The following is a 20,220-nucleotide window of genomic DNA, read 5'->3' as shown; positions in this document are numbered from 1 at the left end:
ACCGCAGGCTACGCCCGGATTTCCGCGAAGTAAACAGATCCGGGCACGGAGCGGACACTTTCGGACCCAGGCCGCCCGCAAAGCCGGACGATGCGGCGAGGCCCGGCACCGGGACGTATCCCGGGCCGGGCCTCGTACAGCTCGATCTCGTCCAAGCGACAGCACGACCGCGTCAATGCGACCACTCGACCGCGTCAGTGCGACAGCGCGGGCTCCAGATCCACCGGGCCCTCGGTCACCGCCTCCGTGCCCGCGTCCGCCCCCTCCACATGCTGCTTCGGCCGCGCCGGCAGCGCGAACATCACCAGGAAGATCACGGCCAGCACCGCCACCACCCACCACAGCGAGCTCTGGAACGCGTCCCCGAAGGCCTTGCCCACCGCGCTCGGCGCGATCCGGTCGTCGATCGACCCGAAGAAGACCACCGAGACCAGGCCGAGCCCCAGCGCATTGCCCATCTGCTGCGTCGTGTTGATCAGCCCGGACGCCGAGCCCGAGTGCTCACGCGGCACGTCCGACAGGACCGCGTCCGTCAGCGGCGCCACGATCAGCCCCATTCCGACACCCATCACCACGAGCGGCAGGCTCATCTGCCAGGAGTGGATCGCCGTGCCGTACCGTCCGGCCTCCCAGATGTAGAGCAGCAGCCCGGCGGCCATCGTCAGCGCACCCGCCTGCAGCACCTTCCGGCCGAAGCGCGGCACCAGCTTCTGTACGGACATCCCGGCCGCGGCGGACACGGCGATCGAGAACGGGACACCGGTCAGGCCCGCCCGCAGCGGGCTCCAGCCGAGACCGATCTGCATGTACAGCGTCCAGACCAGGAAGAAGATCCCGCAGGCGATGCCGAAGGTGAGCTGCACAGCGATACCGGCGGCGAAGCTCTTCACCCTGAACAGCGAGAGCTCGACCAGCGGCGAGCCGTCCTTGCGGGTCTTCCGCTTCTCGTACGCCACGAAGGCGGCGAAGACGACCAGGCTGCCCGCCATGCACAGATGGCCCCAGAGCGGCCAGCCCAGCTCACGCCCGCGTGTCAGCGGATAGATCAGCATCAGCAGTCCGAGCGTGACCAGCGCGACACCGACCAGGTCGAGCTTGAGTGCCTTCGGGGCGCGGGACTCGGTGATGAACTTCCGGCCCAGGATCAGTCCGGCGATGCCCACCGGCAGGTTGATCAGGAAGATCGGGCGCCACTCGAGGCCGAAGAGGTTCCACTGGGTCAGCAGCGCGCCGAGCAGCGGGCCGGACACCGCGCCGAGGCCGATGATCGCGCCGAACATGCCGAAGACCTTGCCGCGTTCGTGCGCCGGGAAGGTGACATGGATGATCGCGAGCACCTGCGGCACCATCATCGCGGCCGTCGCACCCTGCAGCAGGCGGGAGGCGACCAGCATCTCCTCGTTCGCCGCGAATCCGCAGAGGGCGGAGGCGAGCGTGAAGCCGGAGATGCCGATCAGGAAGAGGCGCTTGCGGCCGTAGATGTCACCGAGGCGGCCACCCGTGATCAGACCGGCGGCGAAGGCGAGCGCGTATCCGGCGGTGATCCACTGGATCGCACCGAACGAGGCGCCGAGGTCCCGCTCCATGCTCGGAATCGCGATGTTGACGATGGTGACGTCGACCAGATCCATGAAGGCCGCGGTCATGACGATGGCGAGCGCAATCCAGCGTCGGCGGTCTGATGCCGTATCCGTTACGGCGGGCTGTGAACTCATACGATGAATCTAGAGCTCATATAGGTCAGCTTACGTCCTAGATAACGGGCATCCTGAAACACATGACGGACACTCCGGCACGGCTGCTGAATCTGCTCTCCCTCCTCCAGACTCCGCGCGAATGGCCGGGCAGCGAGCTCGCCGAGCGCCTCGAGGTGAGCCCGCGCACGATCCGGCGCGACATCGACCGACTGCGGGACCTCGGCTATCCGGTCGAGGCAACGAGGGGGGCGATCGGCGGGTATCGCCTGGTCGCAGGCGCGGCGATGCCGCCGCTGCTCCTCGACGACGAGGAGGCGGTCGCGATCGCGGTGGGCCTGCGGGCGGGGGCCGGCCATGCGATCGAGGGCATCGAGGAAGCTTCCGTACGAGCCCTCGCCAAGCTGGAACAGGTGCTTCCGTCACGGCTGCGGCACCGGGTCACCACGCTCCAGGCGGCGACGATCCCGCTCACGCGGGGCGACGGCGCGACGATCGACCCACAGACGCTGACCGTCATCGCCGGCACGGCGACCGGGCGGGAACGCCTCCGCTTCGGCTACCGCGCGGGTGACGGGACGGAGACGAAACGGCAGGTCGAGCCGTACCGGCTGATCTCGACCGGCCGTCGTTGGTATCTCGTCGCGTACGACATGGGGCGAGAGGACTGGCGTACGTTCCGGGTCGACCGGGTCTCGGAACCCTTTGCCACCGGGGCGCGCTTCGTACCGCGGGAGCTGCCGACGGGGGATGCGGCAAAGCTGCTCGGGCACTCGATGTCCCGGCAGCCGGAGTACGACATCGACGTGAGCTTCGAGGCCCCGGCGGCGTTCGTGGCGGCGCGGCTGCCCGAGCACCTGGGGGCGCCGGTGCCGACGGGCGAGGAGATGTGCAGGCTGCGGGCGCGGTCCGCGGACTCGGTGGAGTGGCTGGCGCTCCGACTGGCCCTGGTGGACTGCGAGTTCACGGTCCATGGCCCGGGGCGGCTGTCGGAGTACGTCACGGACTTGGGCTCGCGCCTGACCCGCGCGGCCACGGGACGCTGAGTGCCACAGAGGCGACCCGGTCACGGTGAGGGCGACGCGACCCGGTCACGGTGAGGGCGACGCCACGGGCACGACGCGACCCGGGCATGGCGACGGCGACAGAGAAGGACCCCGACACCGGGGGGGAGGGTGCCGGGGTCCGCTTGTGGGGCGCCGGTTATGCCGCCGCGTCGAAGCCCGTGTCGCGGGCCATCCGCTTCAGCTCCAGCAGCGCGTGCTTCTCGATCTGGCGGATTCGCTCACGCGTCAGGCCGTGCTCCTTGCCTACTTCCGTCAGCGTACGCTCCCGCCCGTCCTCGATGCCGTAACGCATCCGGATGATCGACGCCGTACGGTGGTCGAGCCTGCCGATCAGGTCCTCCAGCTCCTCGCTGCGCAGCAGCGTGAGCACCGACTGCTCGGGAGACACCGCCGAGGTGTCCTCCAGCAGGTCGCCGAACTGCGTCTCGCCCGCGTCGTCCACCGCCATGTTCAGGCTGACCGGATCGCGCGCCCAGTCCAGGACGTCGATGACCCGTTCCGGCGTCGAGCCGAGCTCCTTCGCGACCTCGGCCGGCTCCGGCTCGCGCCCGTTCTCGCGGTTGAACTCGCGCTGGACGCGGCGGATGCGTCCGAGCTCCTCCACCAGGTGGACAGGGAGCCGGATCGTGCGGGACTGGTCGGCTATGGAACGCGTGATCGCCTGGCGGATCCACCAGGTCGCATACGTCGAGAACTTGAAGCCCTTGGCGTAGTCGAACTTCTCCACCGCGCGGACCAGACCGGCGTTGCCCTCCTGGATCAGGTCGAGCAGCGGCAGACCGCTGCGCGGATAGCGTCTGGCGACGGCCACCACGAGCCGGAGGTTGGAGCGGATGAAGATGTCCTTCGCGCGCTCGCCCTCGGCGACAAGCGCCTCGAGCTCCTCGCGCGCGGCACCGCCGGCATCGCTGTCCACCTCTTTGGCGAGGATCTGGCGGGCGTACACACCCGCCTCGATGGTCTGGGACAGCTCGACTTCCTTGGCGGCGTCGAGCAGCGGCGTACGCGCGATCTCATCGAGGTACATGCCGACCAGGTCGCGGTCGGCGATCTCCCCGCCCACGGCGCGAACGCTGCTTGCCCGGGCGGTCCCACCGGAGCCGGACTGACGACGGGCGACGGCACGGGTTGCCATGCGTGCTCCCTTACTGAGTAGGTTGCGACACCCTCCCGGGTGCCCTGCATCCGATGGAAACAACGACTGGAATCGGGACAGAATTCCCACGCCACCCATCATTTTCGTGATCATGCAGTACCCTGTCCCGTCATCCGGGGAGGACGAATGCCGCAGCAATGTACAGAAGTGCAGGTCAGCGCGGGCACCGAGGCCGATCTGGAGGTTCTCACCGAGCTCTACAACCACTACGTACGCGAGACTGCGATCACCTTCGACACAGCCGCCTTCACACCCGAGCAGCGCCGCCCATGGCTGCACTCCCACCCTGAAGACGGCCCCCACCGTCTTTTGGTTGCTCGGGATGTCCGTTCTGCCCTCATTCTCGGCTACGCGACGAGCGGGCCTTTCCGCCCCAAGGCCTCGTACTCCACATCCGTCGAGGTGAGCGTCTACTGCGCCCCCGAGGCGGCGGGCCGGGGCATCGGCACACTCCTCTACACATCACTCTTCGAGGCCCTGGACGGCGAAGACCTGCATCGCGCATACGCCGGAATCGCCCTGCCGAACGAGGCCTCCGCCCGCCTGCACACCCGCTTCGGCTTCCGGCACGTCGGGACGTACGAGCAGGTGGGCAGGAAGTTCGGGAAGTACTGGGACGTGGCCTGGTACGAGAAGAAGCTGGGCCACTTCGACGACGAGGCGGCCGTCAGCCGTTCGGACTAACCGAACTGCACGGACCGCTTCGCCAGGCCCATCCAGAAGCCGTCGATCATACTCCGGCCGCTCTCGAGCTCGTCCTGAGACGCTCCCAGCGTGACGAAGAGCGGCGCGAAGTGCTCGGTCCGGGGATGGGCCAGCCGCCCGGACGGCGCCTTGTTCTCGAAGTCCAGCAGAGCGTCCACATCGGCCGCCGCGAGCGCCCGCCGTCCCCAGTCGTCGAACTCGGCCGACCAGCCGGGAGTCCCCTGGTGCCGCAGCGCGGCCAGATTGTGCGTGAAGAAGCCGCTGCCGACGATCAGCACGCCCTCGTCCCGCAGCGGTGCGAGCCTTCGCCCGATCTCCAGCAGCTTCTGCGGGTCGAGCGTGGGCATGGAGATCTGGAGCACGGGGACGTCGGCGCCCGGGAACATCTCCACCAGCGGGACATACGCTCCGTGGTCGAGGCCGCGGTCCGGGATGTCCTGTACGGGCGTACCGGCTCCGCGCAGCAATTTCCTTACGGAATCAGCGAGTTGCGGAGCACCGGGAGCGGCATACGTCACCCGGTAGTAGTGCTCGGGGAAACCCCGGAAGTCGTACACCAGCGGCACGGCCCGAGTGGCACCGAGCGCGAGCGGGGCCTCCTCCCAGTGGGCGGAGACCATCAGGATCGCCTTGGGGCGCGGCAGGCCGGCGGACCAGGCGGCGAGCTCGCCGGGCCAGAGAGGGTCGTCGGCGAGCGGCGGGGCGCCATGGGAGAGATAGAGGGCGGGCATGCGCTCCGCGGTGGGCGTGGCATTCATGGCAGCTCCCGTTCTACTTGAACATTCAAGCTAAAGCCAAGGGTAACTCCATATAGTTCAACTTTCAAGAATAGGTCGTAGAGTGGATACATGACTACGGCATCCACCGGCGGGGGCGGCGCCGAACCGCGCTGGCTCACCGAGGACGAGCAGCGCGTCTGGCGCTCGTATCTGCACGCCACCACCCTCTTCGAGGACCACCTCGATCGCCAATTGCAGCGCGACGCCGGTATGCCGCACATCTACTACGGCCTGCTCGTCCAGCTCTCCCAGGCCCCGCGCCGCCGCAAGCGGATGACGGAACTGGCCATCGACGCCAAGATCACCCGCTCCCGGCTCTCGCACGCGATCGCGCGGCTTGAGAAGAACGGCTGGGTACGCCGGGAGGACTGCCCCTCCGACAAGCGCGGACAGAATGCCGTACTGACGGACGAGGGCCTCCAGGTCCTGGAACGGACCGCACCCGGCCATGTCGAGGCCGTACGCCAGGCGATGTTCGACCGGCTCACACCCGAACAGGTCGGGCAGCTGGGCGAGATCATGAGGATCATGGCCGAGGGCCTCCAGCCGCAGGACTCGTGCGCGGACCTGCCCTGGCTCCGCTGACGCCGCGCGCACACGGGAGGCGCCCTGCGCACGCGAAGCGCCGTACGCACGAATGACGCCGCACACACGCGTAGGGCCCTGCCCCGGTTCACCACCCGGGCAGGGCCCTTTCCGCTTGACCTCTCAGCGTCCGCCGAGTTCGCGTCAGTGCGCGACGACAGGAACCTTGATCTCGTCCTCGACACCGTCACCCGAGGCCGCGGTGACCGAACCGGCACCCGGACGCCCGGTGTTGATCAGCGTGAATGCGATCGCGGAGGCGGCCGCGAGGATGCCGACCGCCCACCAGATGGCGTTCGAGTAGCCGTGCACCATGGCCTGCGCCTGCAGCAACTGCTGGTTGGTGGCCCCCGCCGCGTGCGAGGCGATGTACGCGGTCGTGGCCGATGCGGCGATGGTGTTGAGCAGCGCCGTACCGATGGCACCGCCGACCTGCTGCGAGGTGTTGACCATGGCGGACGCCACACCGGCGTCCTCCGGACGCACCCCGTGCGTGGCCAGCGACATGGCCGGCATGAAGGCCGTACCCATACCCAGACCCAGCAGCACCTGCGCGGGCAGGATCAGACCGGCGTACGAGGAACCGACCTCCAGCTGCGTCAGCATCAGCATGCCGGCTCCGGCGACCAGGAAGCCCGGGCCCATCAGCAGGCGCGGCGCGACGCGGGTCATCAGCCGGGCACCGATCTGGGTGGAGCCGGTGATCATGCCCGCGATCATCGGAAGGAAGGCGAAGCCGGTCTTGACCGGCGAGTAGCCCCGCACGATCTGCAGGTAGTAAGTGAGGAAGAGGAACAGCCCGAACATCGCGATGATCGCGAGACCCAGCGAGAGGTAAACACCGCCACGGTTGCGCTCGGTCAGGACGCGCAGCGGCAGCAGCGGCGACTTGACCTTCGCCTCGGTGAAGACGAACGCGGCGAGCAGCAGGGCGGAGGCGACGAACAGACCCACCGTGGTGATGTCGGACCAGCCGTCCGATTCGGCCCGGGTGAAGCCGTACACCAGCGAGACCAGACCCAGGGTGGACAGGACCACGCCGGGAATGTCGAGCGTCGAGCGGTTACGGGTGCCGGCCGGCTCACGGATCACGAAGTACGCGCCGGCGGCGGCGACAATCGCGAACGGGATGTTGACGAAGAACGTCCAGCGCCAGTTGAGGTACTCGGTCAGCACGCCGCCGAGGATCAGACCCACGGCGCCACCGCCACCGGCGATCGCACCGTAGATACCGAAGGCCTTGGCGCGCTCCTTGGCGTCGGTGAACATCACCGCGAGCAGCGAGAGCGCGGCGGGCGCGAGCAGCGCGCCGAAGGCACCCTGCAGTGCGCGGGAGCCGAGCAGCATCACCTCGCCGGTCGCCGCACCACCGAGCGCGGAGGCCCCGGCGAAGCCGAGCAGACCGACGACGAAGGCGCGCTTACGGCCCCACAGGTCGGCGATCCGGCCGCCGAAGAGCAGGAGTCCGCCGAAGGCGAGCGCGTAGGCGGTGATGACCCACTGCTTGTTGCCCTCCGAGATTCCCAGGTCGTGCTGGGCGTGCGGGAGCGCGATGTTCACGATCGTCGCGTCCAGCACCACCATCAGCTGGGCCAGGGCTATAAAGACCAGGGCTTTCCAGCGACTTGGGTCCGGAAGTGAGATGTCGGCTGTTTTTGACATGGGAGTAGCCACCTAAGGGTGCGGAGAGGTCAAGACGGGACGTGGTCAGGAGGTCGTAGGAGGGACTGGCGGAGCCGCCCGAAGTAATCGGCAGTGATCGGATTTACTGCTTCACGGGGTGTTTCGCAGGTCCTCCAAGGTGGCGGCCGTACCCGGCAGTTCGGAGCGCGCGGGCGCTTCAAGACCGTCCAGGAACAGTTGCAGATGGCGGTGCGCGAACTGGTCCATGTTCAGGCACGCGGTGCCCGGGAGCGGCCGGGTGAGCTGGGAGAGCGCGACGAGCAGATCCCCGACGGCGACGTCGGCGCGGAGACGGCCCGCCTTGTGCGCGCGCTCGAAAAGGCCCTCGACTGCCTCTTCCAGGCGTACCTGCTCATGGGTCAGATCGGGGAAGTACTGTTCGAATGTGCCGGTCAGCAGCGGGCAGAGCGCCCCGATCCGTTCGTCCGCGGCCGCGTGGGTGAAGCGGCGAAGCGCCGCGAAGGTGTCCTCTTCCTCGGCGGCCGCCTCCTGCGCCCGTTCCGTAGTGCGGGCGAGAACGAAGAGGACGACCTCATGGATGAGGGCGTCGCGGTCGGCGAAGTGCCGGTAGAGAGTCGCGTTTCCGACGCCGGCCCGGCGAGCGATCTCGTCGAGCGGGACCTCGGGTCCGAACTCGACGAACATCTCGCGCGCGGCCGTGACGATCCGCTCCCGGTTTCGCAGGGCGTCTGCCCGCGGCCGGGGGGAGCGGCGCGCTTCGGTGTCGGCGGCGGGGCTCACGGCGCCACTTCCTCTCTGTCCGGCTTCTCTGTCCGGCTTCTCTGTCCGGGCTCACCGCCCGGCTCGTATCGCTCTCGCGCCGCTCCGTAAGCGGGGATCGCTTCCCCGTTTCGTACGGACACGTGTGCAAACGGGGAAACGCTCCCCGGTTATTTCCTGCACTCGATGTGACCTGCATCACACATTGCCCGCGAGGAATACCCACGATCGGCCCACCCCGCGCGCGGCCCGCCACCACCCGTCACAGGCTGATCGCACAGCGCAGCAAGGGCCGGCCTGCTGCCGCGGACCCCGAGGCGACGGCATGCAGCAGACCCGCCACCGGATACGCAGATCCGGCAGGCACCGGCGCATCAGCGCGCTCGCCACACTCGCCGCACTCGCGCTCGCCGCCCTCACGACGGCGAGCGCCACGCTCCCCTCCCCCACACGGGCATCCGCGGGGCCGGTCGCCGCCGAGGAGCGAGGGCTCGGACCCTGCCGGATCGCGTCCACCATGGGCGTACAGATGTCGGAGGGGCTGCCGACCCCGCCCGGATATTCGCGTTCCACCGGCGAGGTCCGCGCTCTCAACCTGATGATCGACTTCCCGGACGCGCCGGGCCCCGGGCGGGCACTCGACCGGCTCGCGGAGTTCTTCCCGCGGACCTCGGAGTGGTTCAGGACCAGTTCGTACGGACGGCTCAGCTATCTCCCGGACGCGCCGGTCACCGACTGGCTGCGGATGCCGATGCCGTTCGCGGCGTACGGGATAGAGCGCGGCTCACCCTATGAGCCCGGCTACCGCAAGCTCGCCCAGGACATCGTGGCCGCCGCCGACCCGAAGGTGGACTTCAGCACGTACGACCTGGTCAACATACTGGTCACACCCAATGCGGGCCCCTCGGCGCTGGACACCGTGCTCTCCGTGACCTTCTCGGGCAACGACGAGGCCCCGCTCGCGGACGGCGTGCCGCTGTCCAACACGTCCTTCGTCTACAGCCGCCAGGACGACGGCTCGGGATCGTACGACGAGACGGGCTATCGCGTACTGCCCCATGAGAACGGCCATGTCTTCGGCCTGCCCGACCTCTACACCACCGAGGGCGGCGGCGCGGTCGGCCACTGGGACATCATGTCCGAGGACTGGGGGGCCAACAACGATCTGCTGGGCTGGCACAAGTGGAAGCTCGGCTGGCTGGACGCCGACCAGATCAGCTGTGCGTCCACGCCCGGAACCACCGAGTACTCGCTCACCCCGCTGGCCACCTCGGGCGGCGCCAAGATGGCGATCATCCCGGTGACCGAGGACTCCGGGTACGCGGTGGAAGTACGCACCAAGGCGGGCAACGACGAGGCCGTCTGCGAGCCGGGCGTACTGATCTACCACGTGAAGTCCGACGTCGACACCGGACAGGGACCGGTGGCGGTCTCGGACAGCAATCGCAACAGTGGCGGCTGTACCCGGCGGCCCAATGTGCACGCGGAGCTCTCCGACGCCCCGTACAAGCCGGGCCAGACCTTCACCGACGCCCGGAACGGGATCCGTATCGCGGTGATCCGCGAGAACCCCGGCGGCAGCTACCGGGTGCGCATCACGCGTTCCTGACCGCCCGGTCCCGTGACAACTGCTCCTGGACGGGCACGCGGAGCTCCCGCTTGAGGATCTTCCCGGTGGGATTACGGGGCATCGGCTCGTCCCGCAGCAGGACATGAGCCGGCACCTTGAAGGCCGCGAGGGACCTGCCGACATGCGCCCGCAGCTCGTCCAGGGTGACCGTGGCCCCGGCGCGCAGCTGCACCACGGCCGCGACCTCCTCGCCCAGCACCGGGTGCGGTACGCCCAGCACGGCGGCGTCGGCGACTTGCGGGTGGTCGTGCAGGACCCCCTCCACCTCGACGCAGTACACGTTCTCGCCGCCGCGGATGACCATGTCCTTGATTCTGTCGACGACGCTGACCCGCCCCTCGCGCACGGTCGCGAGATCGCCGGTCCTGAACCAGCCGTCCTGGAACGCGGCGGCGGTGGCGGCAGGATCGTTCCAGTAACCGCGTACGAGAGACTGCCCGCGCAGCCACAGCTCACCGACCTCGCCCTCGGGCCGCGGCTCGCCGGCGGGCCCGGCGATCCGCACCTCCGTCGCGGGCGACGGCCGCCCCACGCTGCCCGGGTTCTGCCGGTAGCCGGCACCGAAGTTGGCGAGCACGCCACCGCTGGTCTCGGTGAGCCCGTAGCCGTTGCGAGGCTCGATCCGCTGTCCGTAACGCGCCGTCAGCCGCGCCACGAGATCGGGCGGCGCGGCGGCCCCGCCGGTGCTGAGATGAGACAGCGTCTCCAGCTCAGACCCGGCCCGCTCGGCCGCGTCGAGCAACTGGAGTGCGGTGGCAGGCACCCCCGAGTAGTACGTGACGCGGTGCCGCTCGATGAGCTCGAGGGCCTGCTCGGCATCCCACTTCCGCATCAGTACGAGCGTCCCGCCGACCGCCATCATCGAGTACAGCGTGGTGAACGCGGCCACATGGAAGAACGGGAACGTCTGCAGGACGACGGGCGCGGGCCCCTGTCCAGGCATCACTCCGCGTGCCAGCGCGGAAGCGGCCGCGTGGAAGCGCGGATTGTTTGCGGCCCCCACCTGCGCGAGCTGCGTGGCGACGGCGCCCTTGGGCCGCCCCGTGGTCCCTGAGGTGTAGATGATGGTGGCGTCGTCCTCCGCCCGGACCTCGACCGCGGGCGGCGCGGCGAGCGGATCCGGGCGCTCGAAGTCCTCGTACCGCTCGACCCCCTCCGTCGGCTCGCCCTCATGGTGGAAGACGACAGCCCGCACGCCGGCCCGGTTGCGCCAGGACTCGACCCGCGGCAGCCGCTCCCCGTCGACGAGGAGCACGCGCGGCGAGCAGTCGTCGAGGGCATACGCGAACTCGTCCTCGGTCCACCAGGCGTTGAGCGGCACGGTGACCAGCCCGGCCAGTTGCGCGGCCCAGAAGGCGATCTGCCACTCGGGGTGATTGCGCATCGCGACGACCGCCCGGTCGCCGGGGCGCAGCCCGTACTCCTCGACGAACCGGCGCGCGAGCGCGGACGCGGCGGCGAAGAACTCCCGGTAGGTGTAGGTCCCGGTGGCGCCGACGAGGAACGGCCGGTCGCCGAACGCCCAGGTGGCCTCGACGAACTCCCGCAGCGTGCGCGGCCCTTCCGCGTACAGCAGTCCGCCGTCCTCGCCGCGCACGACGGCGAACGGGGCCCCGGGGGCGACGAGCGCGGCTTCGTGGGCGGAGGGATCGGAGTGCGGGTGGGGGTGCGGCACGGTCGACCCTCTCCAAGCGCTTGCTCAGTACGCTGGCGTACGTTATTCGCGCACCCGGACCCCGTCAAGGTCGGTGTATCGCCCACCGAGGCCTGATCACCGCTGTGCCGACGCCTACCGCAGAGCCTGACGACGGGCCCGGGTTGCCCGGGTACTCCTCGGCGATGACCGGGTCCACCCGCGAACCGGCCCCCGGGCGACCGGGACCTCGCGCGAAAGACCGATCCCCGAACCATGCCGGGCCGCCGGATCCGGTAGCCTGTCGACGGTCAGACGTCAGGAGCCACGTCCAGGTACGAGGTGCTCTACAGAGCACCGGGGGACGGGATCAAGAGCCGTTTGACCGGACGCCTCCGTAGCTCAGGGGATAGAGCACCGCTCTCCTAAAGCGGGTGTCGCAGGTTCGAATCCTGCCGGGGGCACAGCGAGGGCCAGCTCAGGAGGGATTTCTCCCGGGCCGGCCCTTCGGTGTTCGAGAAGGACCCTGCGGGCCCGTAGTGGCACGTCTGTGACACGACCTTCACCCTGACCGTGGGGTCAGGTGGTCACCCGAGTGCGCCGCCGCCTCAGGTGGGGGCGCAGGCTCACCAGGACCGCGGCGATCACCGCCCACAGCGCGAGGGTGGCCAATGGCTGCACCGCCTGCGCGCCGTGGAAGTAGCTCAGGTCGGTCACGGCGCGGACGGCCGCGCCCGGCGGCAGCAGAGCGGAGGCGGCGCGAGCGGCGGAGGGCAGGAGGTCCGGGCCGATGGTGGCTCCGCTGGTGGAGTTGCCGACCGTGAGCAGCAAAAGGGTGGCGACCGGCACACCGACCGGGCCGAGGTAGGTGCCCAGCAGCTTGGTGGTGAACGCGGCTGCCGCGGCAAGCAGGGTCAAGCCGAAGGCCAGCGGCATCACCGGCGCGGGCACCGCCCCGAGGATGGGTCCGGCGATCACGGTGGCGACGATGCCGATGGCCACAGAGGCGCCGGACAGCAGCCAGAACCGGTGGCGCAGGTGCAGATGGTTCGCGAGCCCGAGGGCGTTCTGGGCGAGGACGAAGCCGGCCAGCGTGACGCCGAACACCATGTAGAACCCGGCCAGTCCACGGGAGTCGAAACGGGCGAACGGGACGACGTCCACCGTGGTCAGGCGCTGGCTCGCCCCGTGGGCATAGGCGCCGATCAGGCTCTTGACGGCCGTCGTCGTTGACTGCCCGTTGGCCCCGCCGACCTCCAGGCGCAACCGGTTGGAGTCCGCCCGGCCGCTGAGCGCGGCCACGACATCGCGGCGCTCCAGCTCAGCACGCCCCGTGGCGGCGTCGGCGACAGGATGGACATCGACGCTGTCACCAAGGACCTGGCGAATCTCGCCCGAAAGCTCCTGCCCGGCGACAGCCACCGGCACCCGGTGCGGCTGGGGGTTGCGCTGCAGACCGACGTAGCAGCCGACGAAGGCCGCCACGACGACCAGGGCGATCACGGCCGGCTGGAGCCAGAGCCGGACCGGTGGCGCGGTCGAGGAGGAGGCGGTGGTCAGGTCGGCTTCGGCGGCCGGGCCGAGGCGAGTGGCCATGAAATGTCTCCCGTGCAGGGGGCCCGCCGCCCTTGGATGAGGGGAGGGGAGCGCCCAAGATAGATGATGTGAATAATCTAAACAGCTACCGTACGATATATGTCGTCCGACATCCAAAAAGGAGGTGCCCTATGGGTCGCGTCTCACATGCACAGGCACAGGCGAACCGCCAGCGGGTCGTGGAGCGGGCCTCGCAGCTGTTCCGCGTGCAGGGCACGGGCGTGAGCGTCGCGGATCTGATGAAAGCGGCCGGACTGACGCACGGCGGCTTCTACAAGCAGTTCGCCTCCAAGGAGGCTCTGATCGACGAGGCGGTAATCCACGCGGTCGGCGAACTGGCCGAGCACCACGCCACCACACTCGAGGAGCACGAGGGGCACCGCGTCGAGGCCCAGCAGGACCTGATCGACGGATACTTGTCCGTCCGGCACCGGGACAACCCCGCCTCGGGCTGCCCCGTCGCCGCGCTCGCCACCGACATGGCCCGGCACAGTGGCGGCCACGGGGCGCACCGCGCCTACACCGAAGGGGTACAGGACTTTAGCCAGTGGCTCGCCACCGACGACGAGGACGGCATCGCCAGGCTGTGCACCATGCTCGGCGCCCTTCTCCTGGCCCGCGCCACCAAGGACTCCCCGCTGTCCGAGCAGATCCTCTCCGCCGCCCGCACCGCACTGTCACCCGCCCCGCAACCACGCGTCTGACATCCACGGGTGACATCAACGACGCCGGACGGGGGCGTACACCAGCGTCTGCGTCCGGGCATCGCATCAGTCGCCAGCAGCAGCTGGACTGCGCTCGGACCGAACTCCTAAAGCGGGTGTCGCAGGTTCGAATCCTGCCGGGGCACCATGCCTGACCAGGCGCGATGTACCAGAAAGGCCCCTCGGAAGTGATCTCCGAGGGGCCTTTTGGCCTCGCATGGGAACGAACGGGAACGCGCCGTCAGGCAGCGTCCTCCGCGGGAACGCTTGGCGTCTCCAACGGTTTCGCCTCGGCCTTCGCACAGTCGGCGCAGTGGTTGGGAGCCTCCGGCCCCGAAATCTGGGGCTGGCACGGCCGCACCCTCACCGCGTCGAACACCCTGACCGAGGCACCTGCTGGCTCAGGCTGCCGGTTGAACGGCGCGAGCTTGTGCTCGGCGTCGGTCATGGCTGGAGAATTCGCGCTCCGCCTCTTCGAGGTGGCGCCCGGCGCAGGGCTGCTTTCAAGAGTCACGGTGATCACCGACGTGCCTGGGCGCCACCGAGGACGACGAACCCTGCGGCCATCTGGGCGAGGTTCCCGTTCTTGCGTAGGTGGGCCAGGACGAGCTGGGCCTGCCGAAAGCAGCCCCGCTTGCGCAAGCGGGGGTTCAGCTCCACACCTTCGGGCGTAGATGAGCCAGGAAACATACTCAACGACCTCAGGCGGGAAGTCGAGCATGGCTCGATACGGGACCAACAGGGCTCCTGCGTCGAGACGTTGGCGAGTGCAATTACCAGCGAAACGATCAGGAGCCCTGCCACGTACGGATCCTGACCACCAGCCGCCATCACCCGGGAACCACTGGATGAGAAGCGTTCAGTAACCCGGCGTGCCATTCTGCATCCCAGTCCCCGGAGCGGGGGCCGACGGTGCGGCAAATGAGTCGGGTCAAGTGCGGCGAGGGCGCCATCCGCGAAAGCTGGAACATTAGGGACGGCTCAGCTGCCTGTCACAGCAAGCCATCGCTTTACCATGCTGCGGATGGGATTCTGTGATCAAGGTCGCCGTCCCCGCAGCAGCCGAATACACACCAGGGCTGTGGCATTGAATTAATAACCACAGCTATACTTGAGCGGCTACGTGATCTGGGAGGGTGGTCATGATAAGCAAGCCCGGTGATTTCTTCGTCGGACGGCAATCCGAGCTCGATGAACTCAATCAGTGCGCACTGCAGGCGCAACAAGGGAGACCTTGGCTCGTTTGGGTCCGTGGTGAATCTGGCGCAGGGAAGACAACGCTTCTCCGCCATTGGCTACGCAATGACGAGGCGCAAGTATTCAGGGTTCTGACGGCACGATGCGCCTCATCCGAGCAGGAACTTCCATATGGGCTCGTCGATCAGTTGCTGCGAAAGGTAGAGCCATCCCTTTTGCAGGGATCTTTTCTTGAGCACGGCACTGTCCCCGAGAACGCTGCCCCTTTCCGTGTCGGCGCGCAGCTTTTGGAAGTGCTGGGGCTTCTTCAATCGCAAAGTCCAGTTGCCATAGTCGCAGATGACATACAGTGGGCGGATCGCAACTCCAAAGAGGCGCTCGGGTTTATGCTGCGCCGACTGGAAGCCGACACAGTCATCACGATCCTCTTGCTCCGAGGGGCCGGGGAAGAAAGAATCGAGGATTCTCAGGAACCCTTGATCGACGAAGGTGTTGACAGGGTATGTCACGTGCCACTTTTCGGATTCTCCATCGAAGAGGTTTCACATCTCGCCGAGCATTCACTTGACCAGGTGGATCCGGATACTGTAGAGAACCTTACAAATCTCACTCGCGGGAACCCACTCTACGTCCAGATGCTAATCCGAGAACTTGAGCGCGCGTCTGTGTCCTCACGCCCAGAGAATGCCGAATTTTCCCCGTCCCTTGCTTCCGTCATAAGCCATCAATTGGCGAATATCCCACAGGCATCGCGTCGCCTTGCTGAAGCTCTCGCTGTTCTGAACGGTCGCATTCCTCTGCTGAAGGCGGCAGCAGTCGCAGGAGTTTCCGAGCCATCTATCGCTATGGGGCCCCTGCTGGCGGAAGGGCTCGTCGAATGGATTCGGGGAGACCCCGCAGCACCTGTCGTCATCCGACACGAGCTGCAAAGATCGGCAATCTACGCATGCCTGTCTCCGGTCCGGCGAAAAGAGCTTCACGTCAAGGCAGCAGCAGTTCTTCCCCGTGAAGCTTCCTGGGAACACCGAGTAGCTGCAGCGGACTCTGTAAACGGCGCACTCAGTCATGAGCTGGAAGAGGCGGCCAACGAGCAGTTTCATATCGGCAACGTCAACCGCGCAGCGACTCTGTGGCTATGGGCTGCAGATGTGGCAAGCTCCTGTACAGAGCATGAACGCTTGCTTCAGTTGGCCGCGGCACACTTGCTTTGGATAGACGAATTCTCACGGGTAAAACCACTACTGGTCGACGTTCAAGCCTGCGCTCCGTCTCCCATGCGTGACCTCATATTGGGTGCCTACGCGGAGAGCCGGGGGCATTTGAACGAGGCTGCGCCTCTGCTAACCAATGCATTGGATGCCGAAGAACGATCAACCGACCCTGAGAGAGTCAAAATTGCCGGCATGGCTGCCAGCTGGCTTGGTCTTCTCGAACTGCTTCGAGGAAACGGACCGGCAGCGGTGAAGGCATTCGAGCGTGTTCCGTCCATCAATGATGTCAACTCGGCGATTACATACCGAGCGAAATCTCACTTGGCCTTTGCTCATGCGTTCATTCATGGACCTCGGGCGGGGCTGAATAGCCTGACCGAATTCCTTGAGTCAGGTGACGACGTCCATCATTTCCTGTCCTTCCCTCTGATGTTCCGAGGACTCTTGCATTCTTTCGCAGGAGAATTGAACGCAGGCATCCGTGACGTCTCCCAGTCGCTTGACATGTCGCGTCTGAGTGGACGACCGACGATGGACGAGTTCGGATTCGTATGCCTTTCTTCCGCGCAGTTTTTGCTCGGGAAGTGGGACGAATCCTCAGTAAGTGCGAGAAACGCCTTGATCATTTCCTCCAAAAGTGAAAAGCCGTGGGCTGCAGCCATGGGACATGCGGCGCTGTCACTCACCTTTAGCGGTCGCGGTGATTTTGCGCAGGCTCAGGAACATCTCGACATCGCACAGGCGGAACTCGGCAATTTTGCACCCAGCTGGGCAGTCCCTTTCACCTGCCTTGGGAATGCAGTGCTCGCTCACGCACAATCGGACACCATACGGCTATTGTCAATCCTTGAGCCGCTCACCCGTCCCCCTCTGTCGGGTCCTGCTTCACACTTTCAAGCATGGTGGCGCGCGCTCTACGCGGAAGCTCTTATAGAGAACGGTCGCTCATCAGAAGCAGAAACAGAAATAAGGTTTGTGCAAGAACTTGCACGAACAGCACCCTATCTAAGGCTTCCAGCCGTATGGCTTCACGGTAAGTATTTGGAGTCCTGTGGCGACAAATACGGGGCCATGAAGATTTACCAGTCGAGAGTCACCCGAGCGAGGGACCCCGATGATTCATTGGTTTACATGTCCCTCATCCAGCGCTCCCTGGGAGGCTGCCTTAGATCCATAGGCCGTGTTTCAGACGGCGACAAGTGGATGGGGCGCGGAGAGGGCACGCTAAGTACGCTGGGCGCCAGACCGTACATCGCGAGCGAGTCACAGGTACACGAATCGGATCTGCTGGCCGACCTCACGCCGCGAGAACGGGATATAGCTCACCTCGTTGGCCGCGGAATGACCAACCGGGAAGTCGGAACAGAGCTCTTCGTAAGCGCGAAAACGGTTGAATATCACCTGGGGCACATCTTTGCGAAACTCAATATAACTAGTCGGCGGCAACTACGCGATCTGATCCTCGGTCCACCGCGTCTGTTCCGATCTTCGACTTCGGGTGGGCCTGCGTGGTGATGCTTCGGTGCCTGGGCAGCGGTCAGGACGGCGGCGTTCTGGCGGTTTTTCTACCTTGATCACGTGGTGCCCAGGGTGGGACAGCGGGCGAGTGGCGTCGCGGGCGGCATAGCGGAGTGCGGCGGCGATGTTGGTGCGGTCGGCGAGACGGAGGGTGGCCCCGAAGCCGCGGCCGCGCTCGACTTCACCCAGCTGCGCGACCAAGTCACCGCTGCGGCCGAGGGAGATGAGCATGCCGAACCGGCGAGGTGACCGGTTCTGTTGGCCTCATACATCTCGAACGAGATGCATCCGACGTGGGCATCGGGGAATCGCGGAGGCGTGCCGGGCGGGGGTGTACGGGCTGCCGCTCACGTCGAGTACGGCAAGCGTTTCCAGGCCGAGTACCTCTCCACACAGCGGCTGCACAACGGCGGCTCCAACTACGTGGCACGTCAGGTGGTCGTCGTCGCCTCCGGCATGCCGCAGAAAAGCCGCTTCCTGGCCCATCTGTGCGGCGCTGTCCGATGCCCCGCCGCGTCCCGCCTGTCCGGGCAGTGAGGGGACGCAGTCCTCACGTCGTACTCCGGCGGGGAGCGCATCCGTGGGGGCCGGGTGCTGATCAGGAACCTCGATCCTGCAGGGCCGGGCCCGGCCCTGACCGCCGAGTACTTCGCCCCGGTTCTCGCAGTCACTCGAAGTGCCCGCTGATGCCGGGACGTTCCTCGACGCGGCAGCGCCGCTTCTTCTCAGTTTGGGATCCCTGGTCCGCCGGGGTGTGCGACTAGGGAGAACCCCCGATGTGCCCTGTACGCGGAACGCCTAGAAAGGAAGGCGAGGAACCGGGAACCGCTAGCCACTCAAGGTTTGATCATCATCTACGCCTGGACCGACCCTGACAGCCACCTTCTCTTCGACGTCCGACCCATCCTGACGCTGGTCACCTTCCGGCCGTCGTACGGCACAGCGGGCCAGCCCGGCTCGCTCGACTGCCTACTTCCGCTCCATGCCCAGACCCCCGGTACCGCCCGCCGCGTTACGGCACGGTCGCGTTGAACGCGCGCCGAGCGCGGCGCCCGGGTCGCCGTCTCCGACGGCTCGCGCGGCCTGCCCACTCGTTTCTCCGCCCTGCGTTTCGCTCGTCTCGATCATTCCGTGGGGCCCCGGCATCAGGAACGTGACCCTGCGCATTACTGACTGGCCGCGCTACCGGCCCCAAGAACCGGATGCGGAGCCCTGGGGCATTCGCTCCACGTCACGTCTACCGGCTGTCCGCCGAATCGAGGTTCCGCCATGTCTGCTGCCCGCCTGATCGGGGCTCTGATCCCCGTGTCCCTGCTGGTGATCTCTGGGGTGGGCACCTGGTGGGTGCTGCGCCAGGAGCGTTCCCGGCCGTCGTCGTTCACCCGCCGTGGGGTGCCAGTGCATCTGGGTGGTAAGCCGTCGCTGGAGGAGTGGCGGCAAATGTCCACGAAGACGCATGGCGCGAACGACACGGCGCTGCTGGACACTGCCGAGTCCGCGGAGGCGACTGCGGCTCGGTTGGTGGATTGACACGCCCCCTCTCCTTCCCGCCGGAGATAAGGATCAACGCCCGGCTGCGGAAGGCCACCCAGAACCGGGGGCACCAGCCAAAAGGCTCCGGACCGATCATGGTCCGGGGCCTTTTGACGGCATCATTTGACGGCAGTCGTGTCTCAGGCGCCCGGCAGACGGCGCTTGAGCAGGCGGTCCATGTGGCTGATCGCCTCCCGCTGCGTGTCGTGAACGACGTGGGTATGGACGTCCATCGTGACGCTGATCTGGCTGCGACCGAGGATCTCCACGATGACCCTCGGTGCGACGCCGACCGCCGTCAGCAGGTATTGCTGCGAAGCACGTGCGTCAGAATTCCTGATTCACCCTGGCCCTCCCGGAACGGCATACCCGGTTGTCCGGCGAGGGAGGGAGCAAGACCGTGGACGTGCTGCACGAACGCTGCGCCGGCCTCGACATCAGCAAGAAGGACGCCAAGGTATGTGTCCGCACTCCGGGTACGCCTGCGCCGTGCATCGCGGCGCGAGGTGCGCATGATGGGCGCCAGCTGATTGACACCGCCGATTCACCTGCGGCTACCTACCCCCCGCTTGAGTCCGCACTCCCACTGCACGTCGGCCACCCGGCAAGGAACGCGAAGTGGTTCCCGTCTTTGCCTGGGGAAAGCGAGACAGCAGAGACCCCTACCACCGGTGGCAGGGGTACACGCAGCTAGAGCCCATTCAAACGGCGAAGGCGTTCGGCGCTCCCTCGCCGGACAACCGGGTATGCCGTTCCGGGAGGGCCAGGGTGAATCAGGAATTCTGACGCACGTGCTTCGCAGCAATACC

At 67.0% G+C, this 20,220-nt stretch carries 16 protein-coding genes, 1 tRNA gene and 1 pseudogene; 10 read left to right on the top strand and 8 right to left on the bottom strand.

Going from position 1 to position 20,220, the window contains the following annotated elements:
- Positions 1-194 precede the first annotated feature (194 nt).
- The gene (locus ACWDZ6_RS17960; RefSeq protein WP_389186362.1) at positions 195-1,715 is read right to left on the bottom strand and encodes an MFS transporter; all 1,521 of its coding nucleotides are present in this window, start codon (positions 1,713-1,715) and stop codon (positions 195-197) included.
- A 62-nt stretch (positions 1,716-1,777) separates the two neighbouring features.
- Between ACWDZ6_RS17960 and ACWDZ6_RS17955 the strand changes: the two genes are divergently transcribed.
- A complete protein-coding gene (locus ACWDZ6_RS17955; protein WP_366731589.1) occupies positions 1,778-2,740 on the top strand; it encodes a helix-turn-helix transcriptional regulator in 963 nt (320 codons plus the stop codon).
- 157 nt (positions 2,741-2,897) lie between these two features.
- Here the strand turns inward: ACWDZ6_RS17955 and ACWDZ6_RS17950 are convergent, their stop codons facing one another.
- On the bottom strand, positions 2,898-3,896 hold the full coding sequence (locus ACWDZ6_RS17950; protein ID WP_366731590.1) for a sigma-70 family RNA polymerase sigma factor: 999 nt from the start codon (positions 3,894-3,896) through the stop codon (positions 2,898-2,900).
- Positions 3,897-4,043: 147 nt separating this feature from the next.
- Between ACWDZ6_RS17950 and ACWDZ6_RS17945 the strand changes: the two genes are divergently transcribed.
- Positions 4,044-4,601, top strand: coding sequence for an N-acetyltransferase family protein (locus tag ACWDZ6_RS17945; RefSeq protein WP_451503636.1), 558 nt, complete (start codon positions 4,044-4,046; stop codon positions 4,599-4,601).
- Here ACWDZ6_RS17945 and ACWDZ6_RS17940 read toward each other — a convergent pair.
- Positions 4,598-5,380, bottom strand: coding sequence for a dioxygenase family protein (locus tag ACWDZ6_RS17940; RefSeq protein WP_451503635.1), 783 nt, complete (start codon positions 5,378-5,380; stop codon positions 4,598-4,600). The two genes, ACWDZ6_RS17945 and ACWDZ6_RS17940, sit on opposite strands and share 4 nt — an antisense overlap.
- Positions 5,381-5,470: 90 nt before the next feature.
- Between ACWDZ6_RS17940 and ACWDZ6_RS17935 the strand changes: the two genes are divergently transcribed.
- A complete protein-coding gene (locus ACWDZ6_RS17935; RefSeq protein ID WP_451503634.1) occupies positions 5,471-5,986 on the top strand; it encodes a MarR family winged helix-turn-helix transcriptional regulator in 516 nt (171 codons plus the stop codon).
- Between the two features lie 144 nt (positions 5,987-6,130).
- Here the strand turns inward: ACWDZ6_RS17935 and ACWDZ6_RS17930 are convergent, their stop codons facing one another.
- Both ACWDZ6_RS17930 and ACWDZ6_RS17925 read right to left on the bottom strand, forming a co-directional pair.
- A complete protein-coding gene (locus ACWDZ6_RS17930) occupies positions 6,131-7,648 on the bottom strand; it encodes an MFS transporter (protein ID WP_451503633.1) in 1,518 nt (505 codons plus the stop codon).
- Positions 7,649-7,759: 111 nt separating this feature from the next.
- The gene (locus ACWDZ6_RS17925; RefSeq protein ID WP_451503632.1) at positions 7,760-8,410 is read right to left on the bottom strand and encodes a TetR/AcrR family transcriptional regulator; all 651 of its coding nucleotides are present in this window, start codon (positions 8,408-8,410) and stop codon (positions 7,760-7,762) included.
- A 304-nt stretch (positions 8,411-8,714) separates the two neighbouring features.
- On the opposite strand from ACWDZ6_RS17925, the gene ACWDZ6_RS17920 reads away from it, so the two are divergent.
- Positions 8,715-9,998 carry a M6 family metalloprotease domain-containing protein gene (locus tag ACWDZ6_RS17920; protein WP_451503631.1) on the top strand — a complete coding sequence of 428 codons (1,284 nt, stop codon included), beginning with the start codon at positions 8,715-8,717 and terminating at the stop codon, positions 9,996-9,998.
- Here the strand turns inward: ACWDZ6_RS17920 and ACWDZ6_RS17915 are convergent.
- Positions 9,985-11,694: a class I adenylate-forming enzyme family protein gene (locus ACWDZ6_RS17915; protein ID WP_451503630.1), complete on the bottom strand. Its 1,710-nt coding sequence runs from the start codon at positions 11,692-11,694 to the stop codon at positions 9,985-9,987. The genes ACWDZ6_RS17920 and ACWDZ6_RS17915 overlap by 14 nt on opposite strands.
- Before the next feature lie 349 nt (positions 11,695-12,043).
- On the opposite strand from ACWDZ6_RS17915, the gene ACWDZ6_RS17910 reads away from it, so the two are divergent.
- Positions 12,044-12,116 (top strand) — tRNA-Arg (locus ACWDZ6_RS17910).
- A gap of 115 nt (positions 12,117-12,231) precedes the next feature.
- Here the strand turns inward: ACWDZ6_RS17910 and ACWDZ6_RS17905 are convergent.
- On the bottom strand, positions 12,232-13,248 hold the full coding sequence (locus tag ACWDZ6_RS17905; RefSeq protein ID WP_389186376.1) for a PCRF domain-containing protein: 1,017 nt from the start codon (positions 13,246-13,248) through the stop codon (positions 12,232-12,234).
- A gap of 131 nt (positions 13,249-13,379) precedes the next feature.
- Between ACWDZ6_RS17905 and ACWDZ6_RS17900 the strand changes: the two genes are divergently transcribed.
- The 5 genes from ACWDZ6_RS17900 to ACWDZ6_RS17880 all read left to right on the top strand — a co-directional run bounded on the left by ACWDZ6_RS17900 (position 13,380) and on the right by ACWDZ6_RS17880 (position 19,408).
- Positions 13,380-13,952 (top strand): TetR/AcrR family transcriptional regulator, encoded by a 573-nt coding sequence (locus ACWDZ6_RS17900; protein ID WP_451503629.1) that lies wholly within the window; start codon positions 13,380-13,382, stop codon positions 13,950-13,952.
- A 1,142-nt stretch (positions 13,953-15,094) separates the two neighbouring features.
- On the top strand, positions 15,095-17,875 hold the full coding sequence (locus tag ACWDZ6_RS17895) for a helix-turn-helix transcriptional regulator (protein WP_451503628.1): 2,781 nt from the start codon (positions 15,095-15,097) through the stop codon (positions 17,873-17,875).
- 63 nt (positions 17,876-17,938) lie between these two features.
- Complete coding sequence (locus tag ACWDZ6_RS17890; RefSeq protein WP_451503627.1) at positions 17,939-18,127, top strand: hypothetical protein; 189 nt, start codon at positions 17,939-17,941, stop codon at positions 18,125-18,127.
- Between the two features lie 69 nt (positions 18,128-18,196).
- A complete protein-coding gene (locus ACWDZ6_RS17885; protein WP_451503626.1) occupies positions 18,197-18,415 on the top strand; it encodes a hypothetical protein in 219 nt (72 codons plus the stop codon).
- Between the two features lie 732 nt (positions 18,416-19,147).
- On the top strand, positions 19,148-19,408 hold the full coding sequence (locus tag ACWDZ6_RS17880; protein ID WP_451503625.1) for a hypothetical protein: 261 nt from the start codon (positions 19,148-19,150) through the stop codon (positions 19,406-19,408).
- A 143-nt stretch (positions 19,409-19,551) separates the two neighbouring features.
- Here the strand turns inward: ACWDZ6_RS17880 and ACWDZ6_RS17875 are convergent.
- Positions 19,552-19,752 (bottom strand): annotated as a pseudogene (locus ACWDZ6_RS17875) (site-specific integrase); the annotation flags it as partial.
- Positions 19,753-20,220 lie beyond the last annotated feature (468 nt).

The sequence above is a fragment of the Streptomyces sp. NPDC002926 genome (genome assembly GCF_053591755.1).
This window is presented reverse-complemented; position numbering and strand designations above follow the sequence as displayed.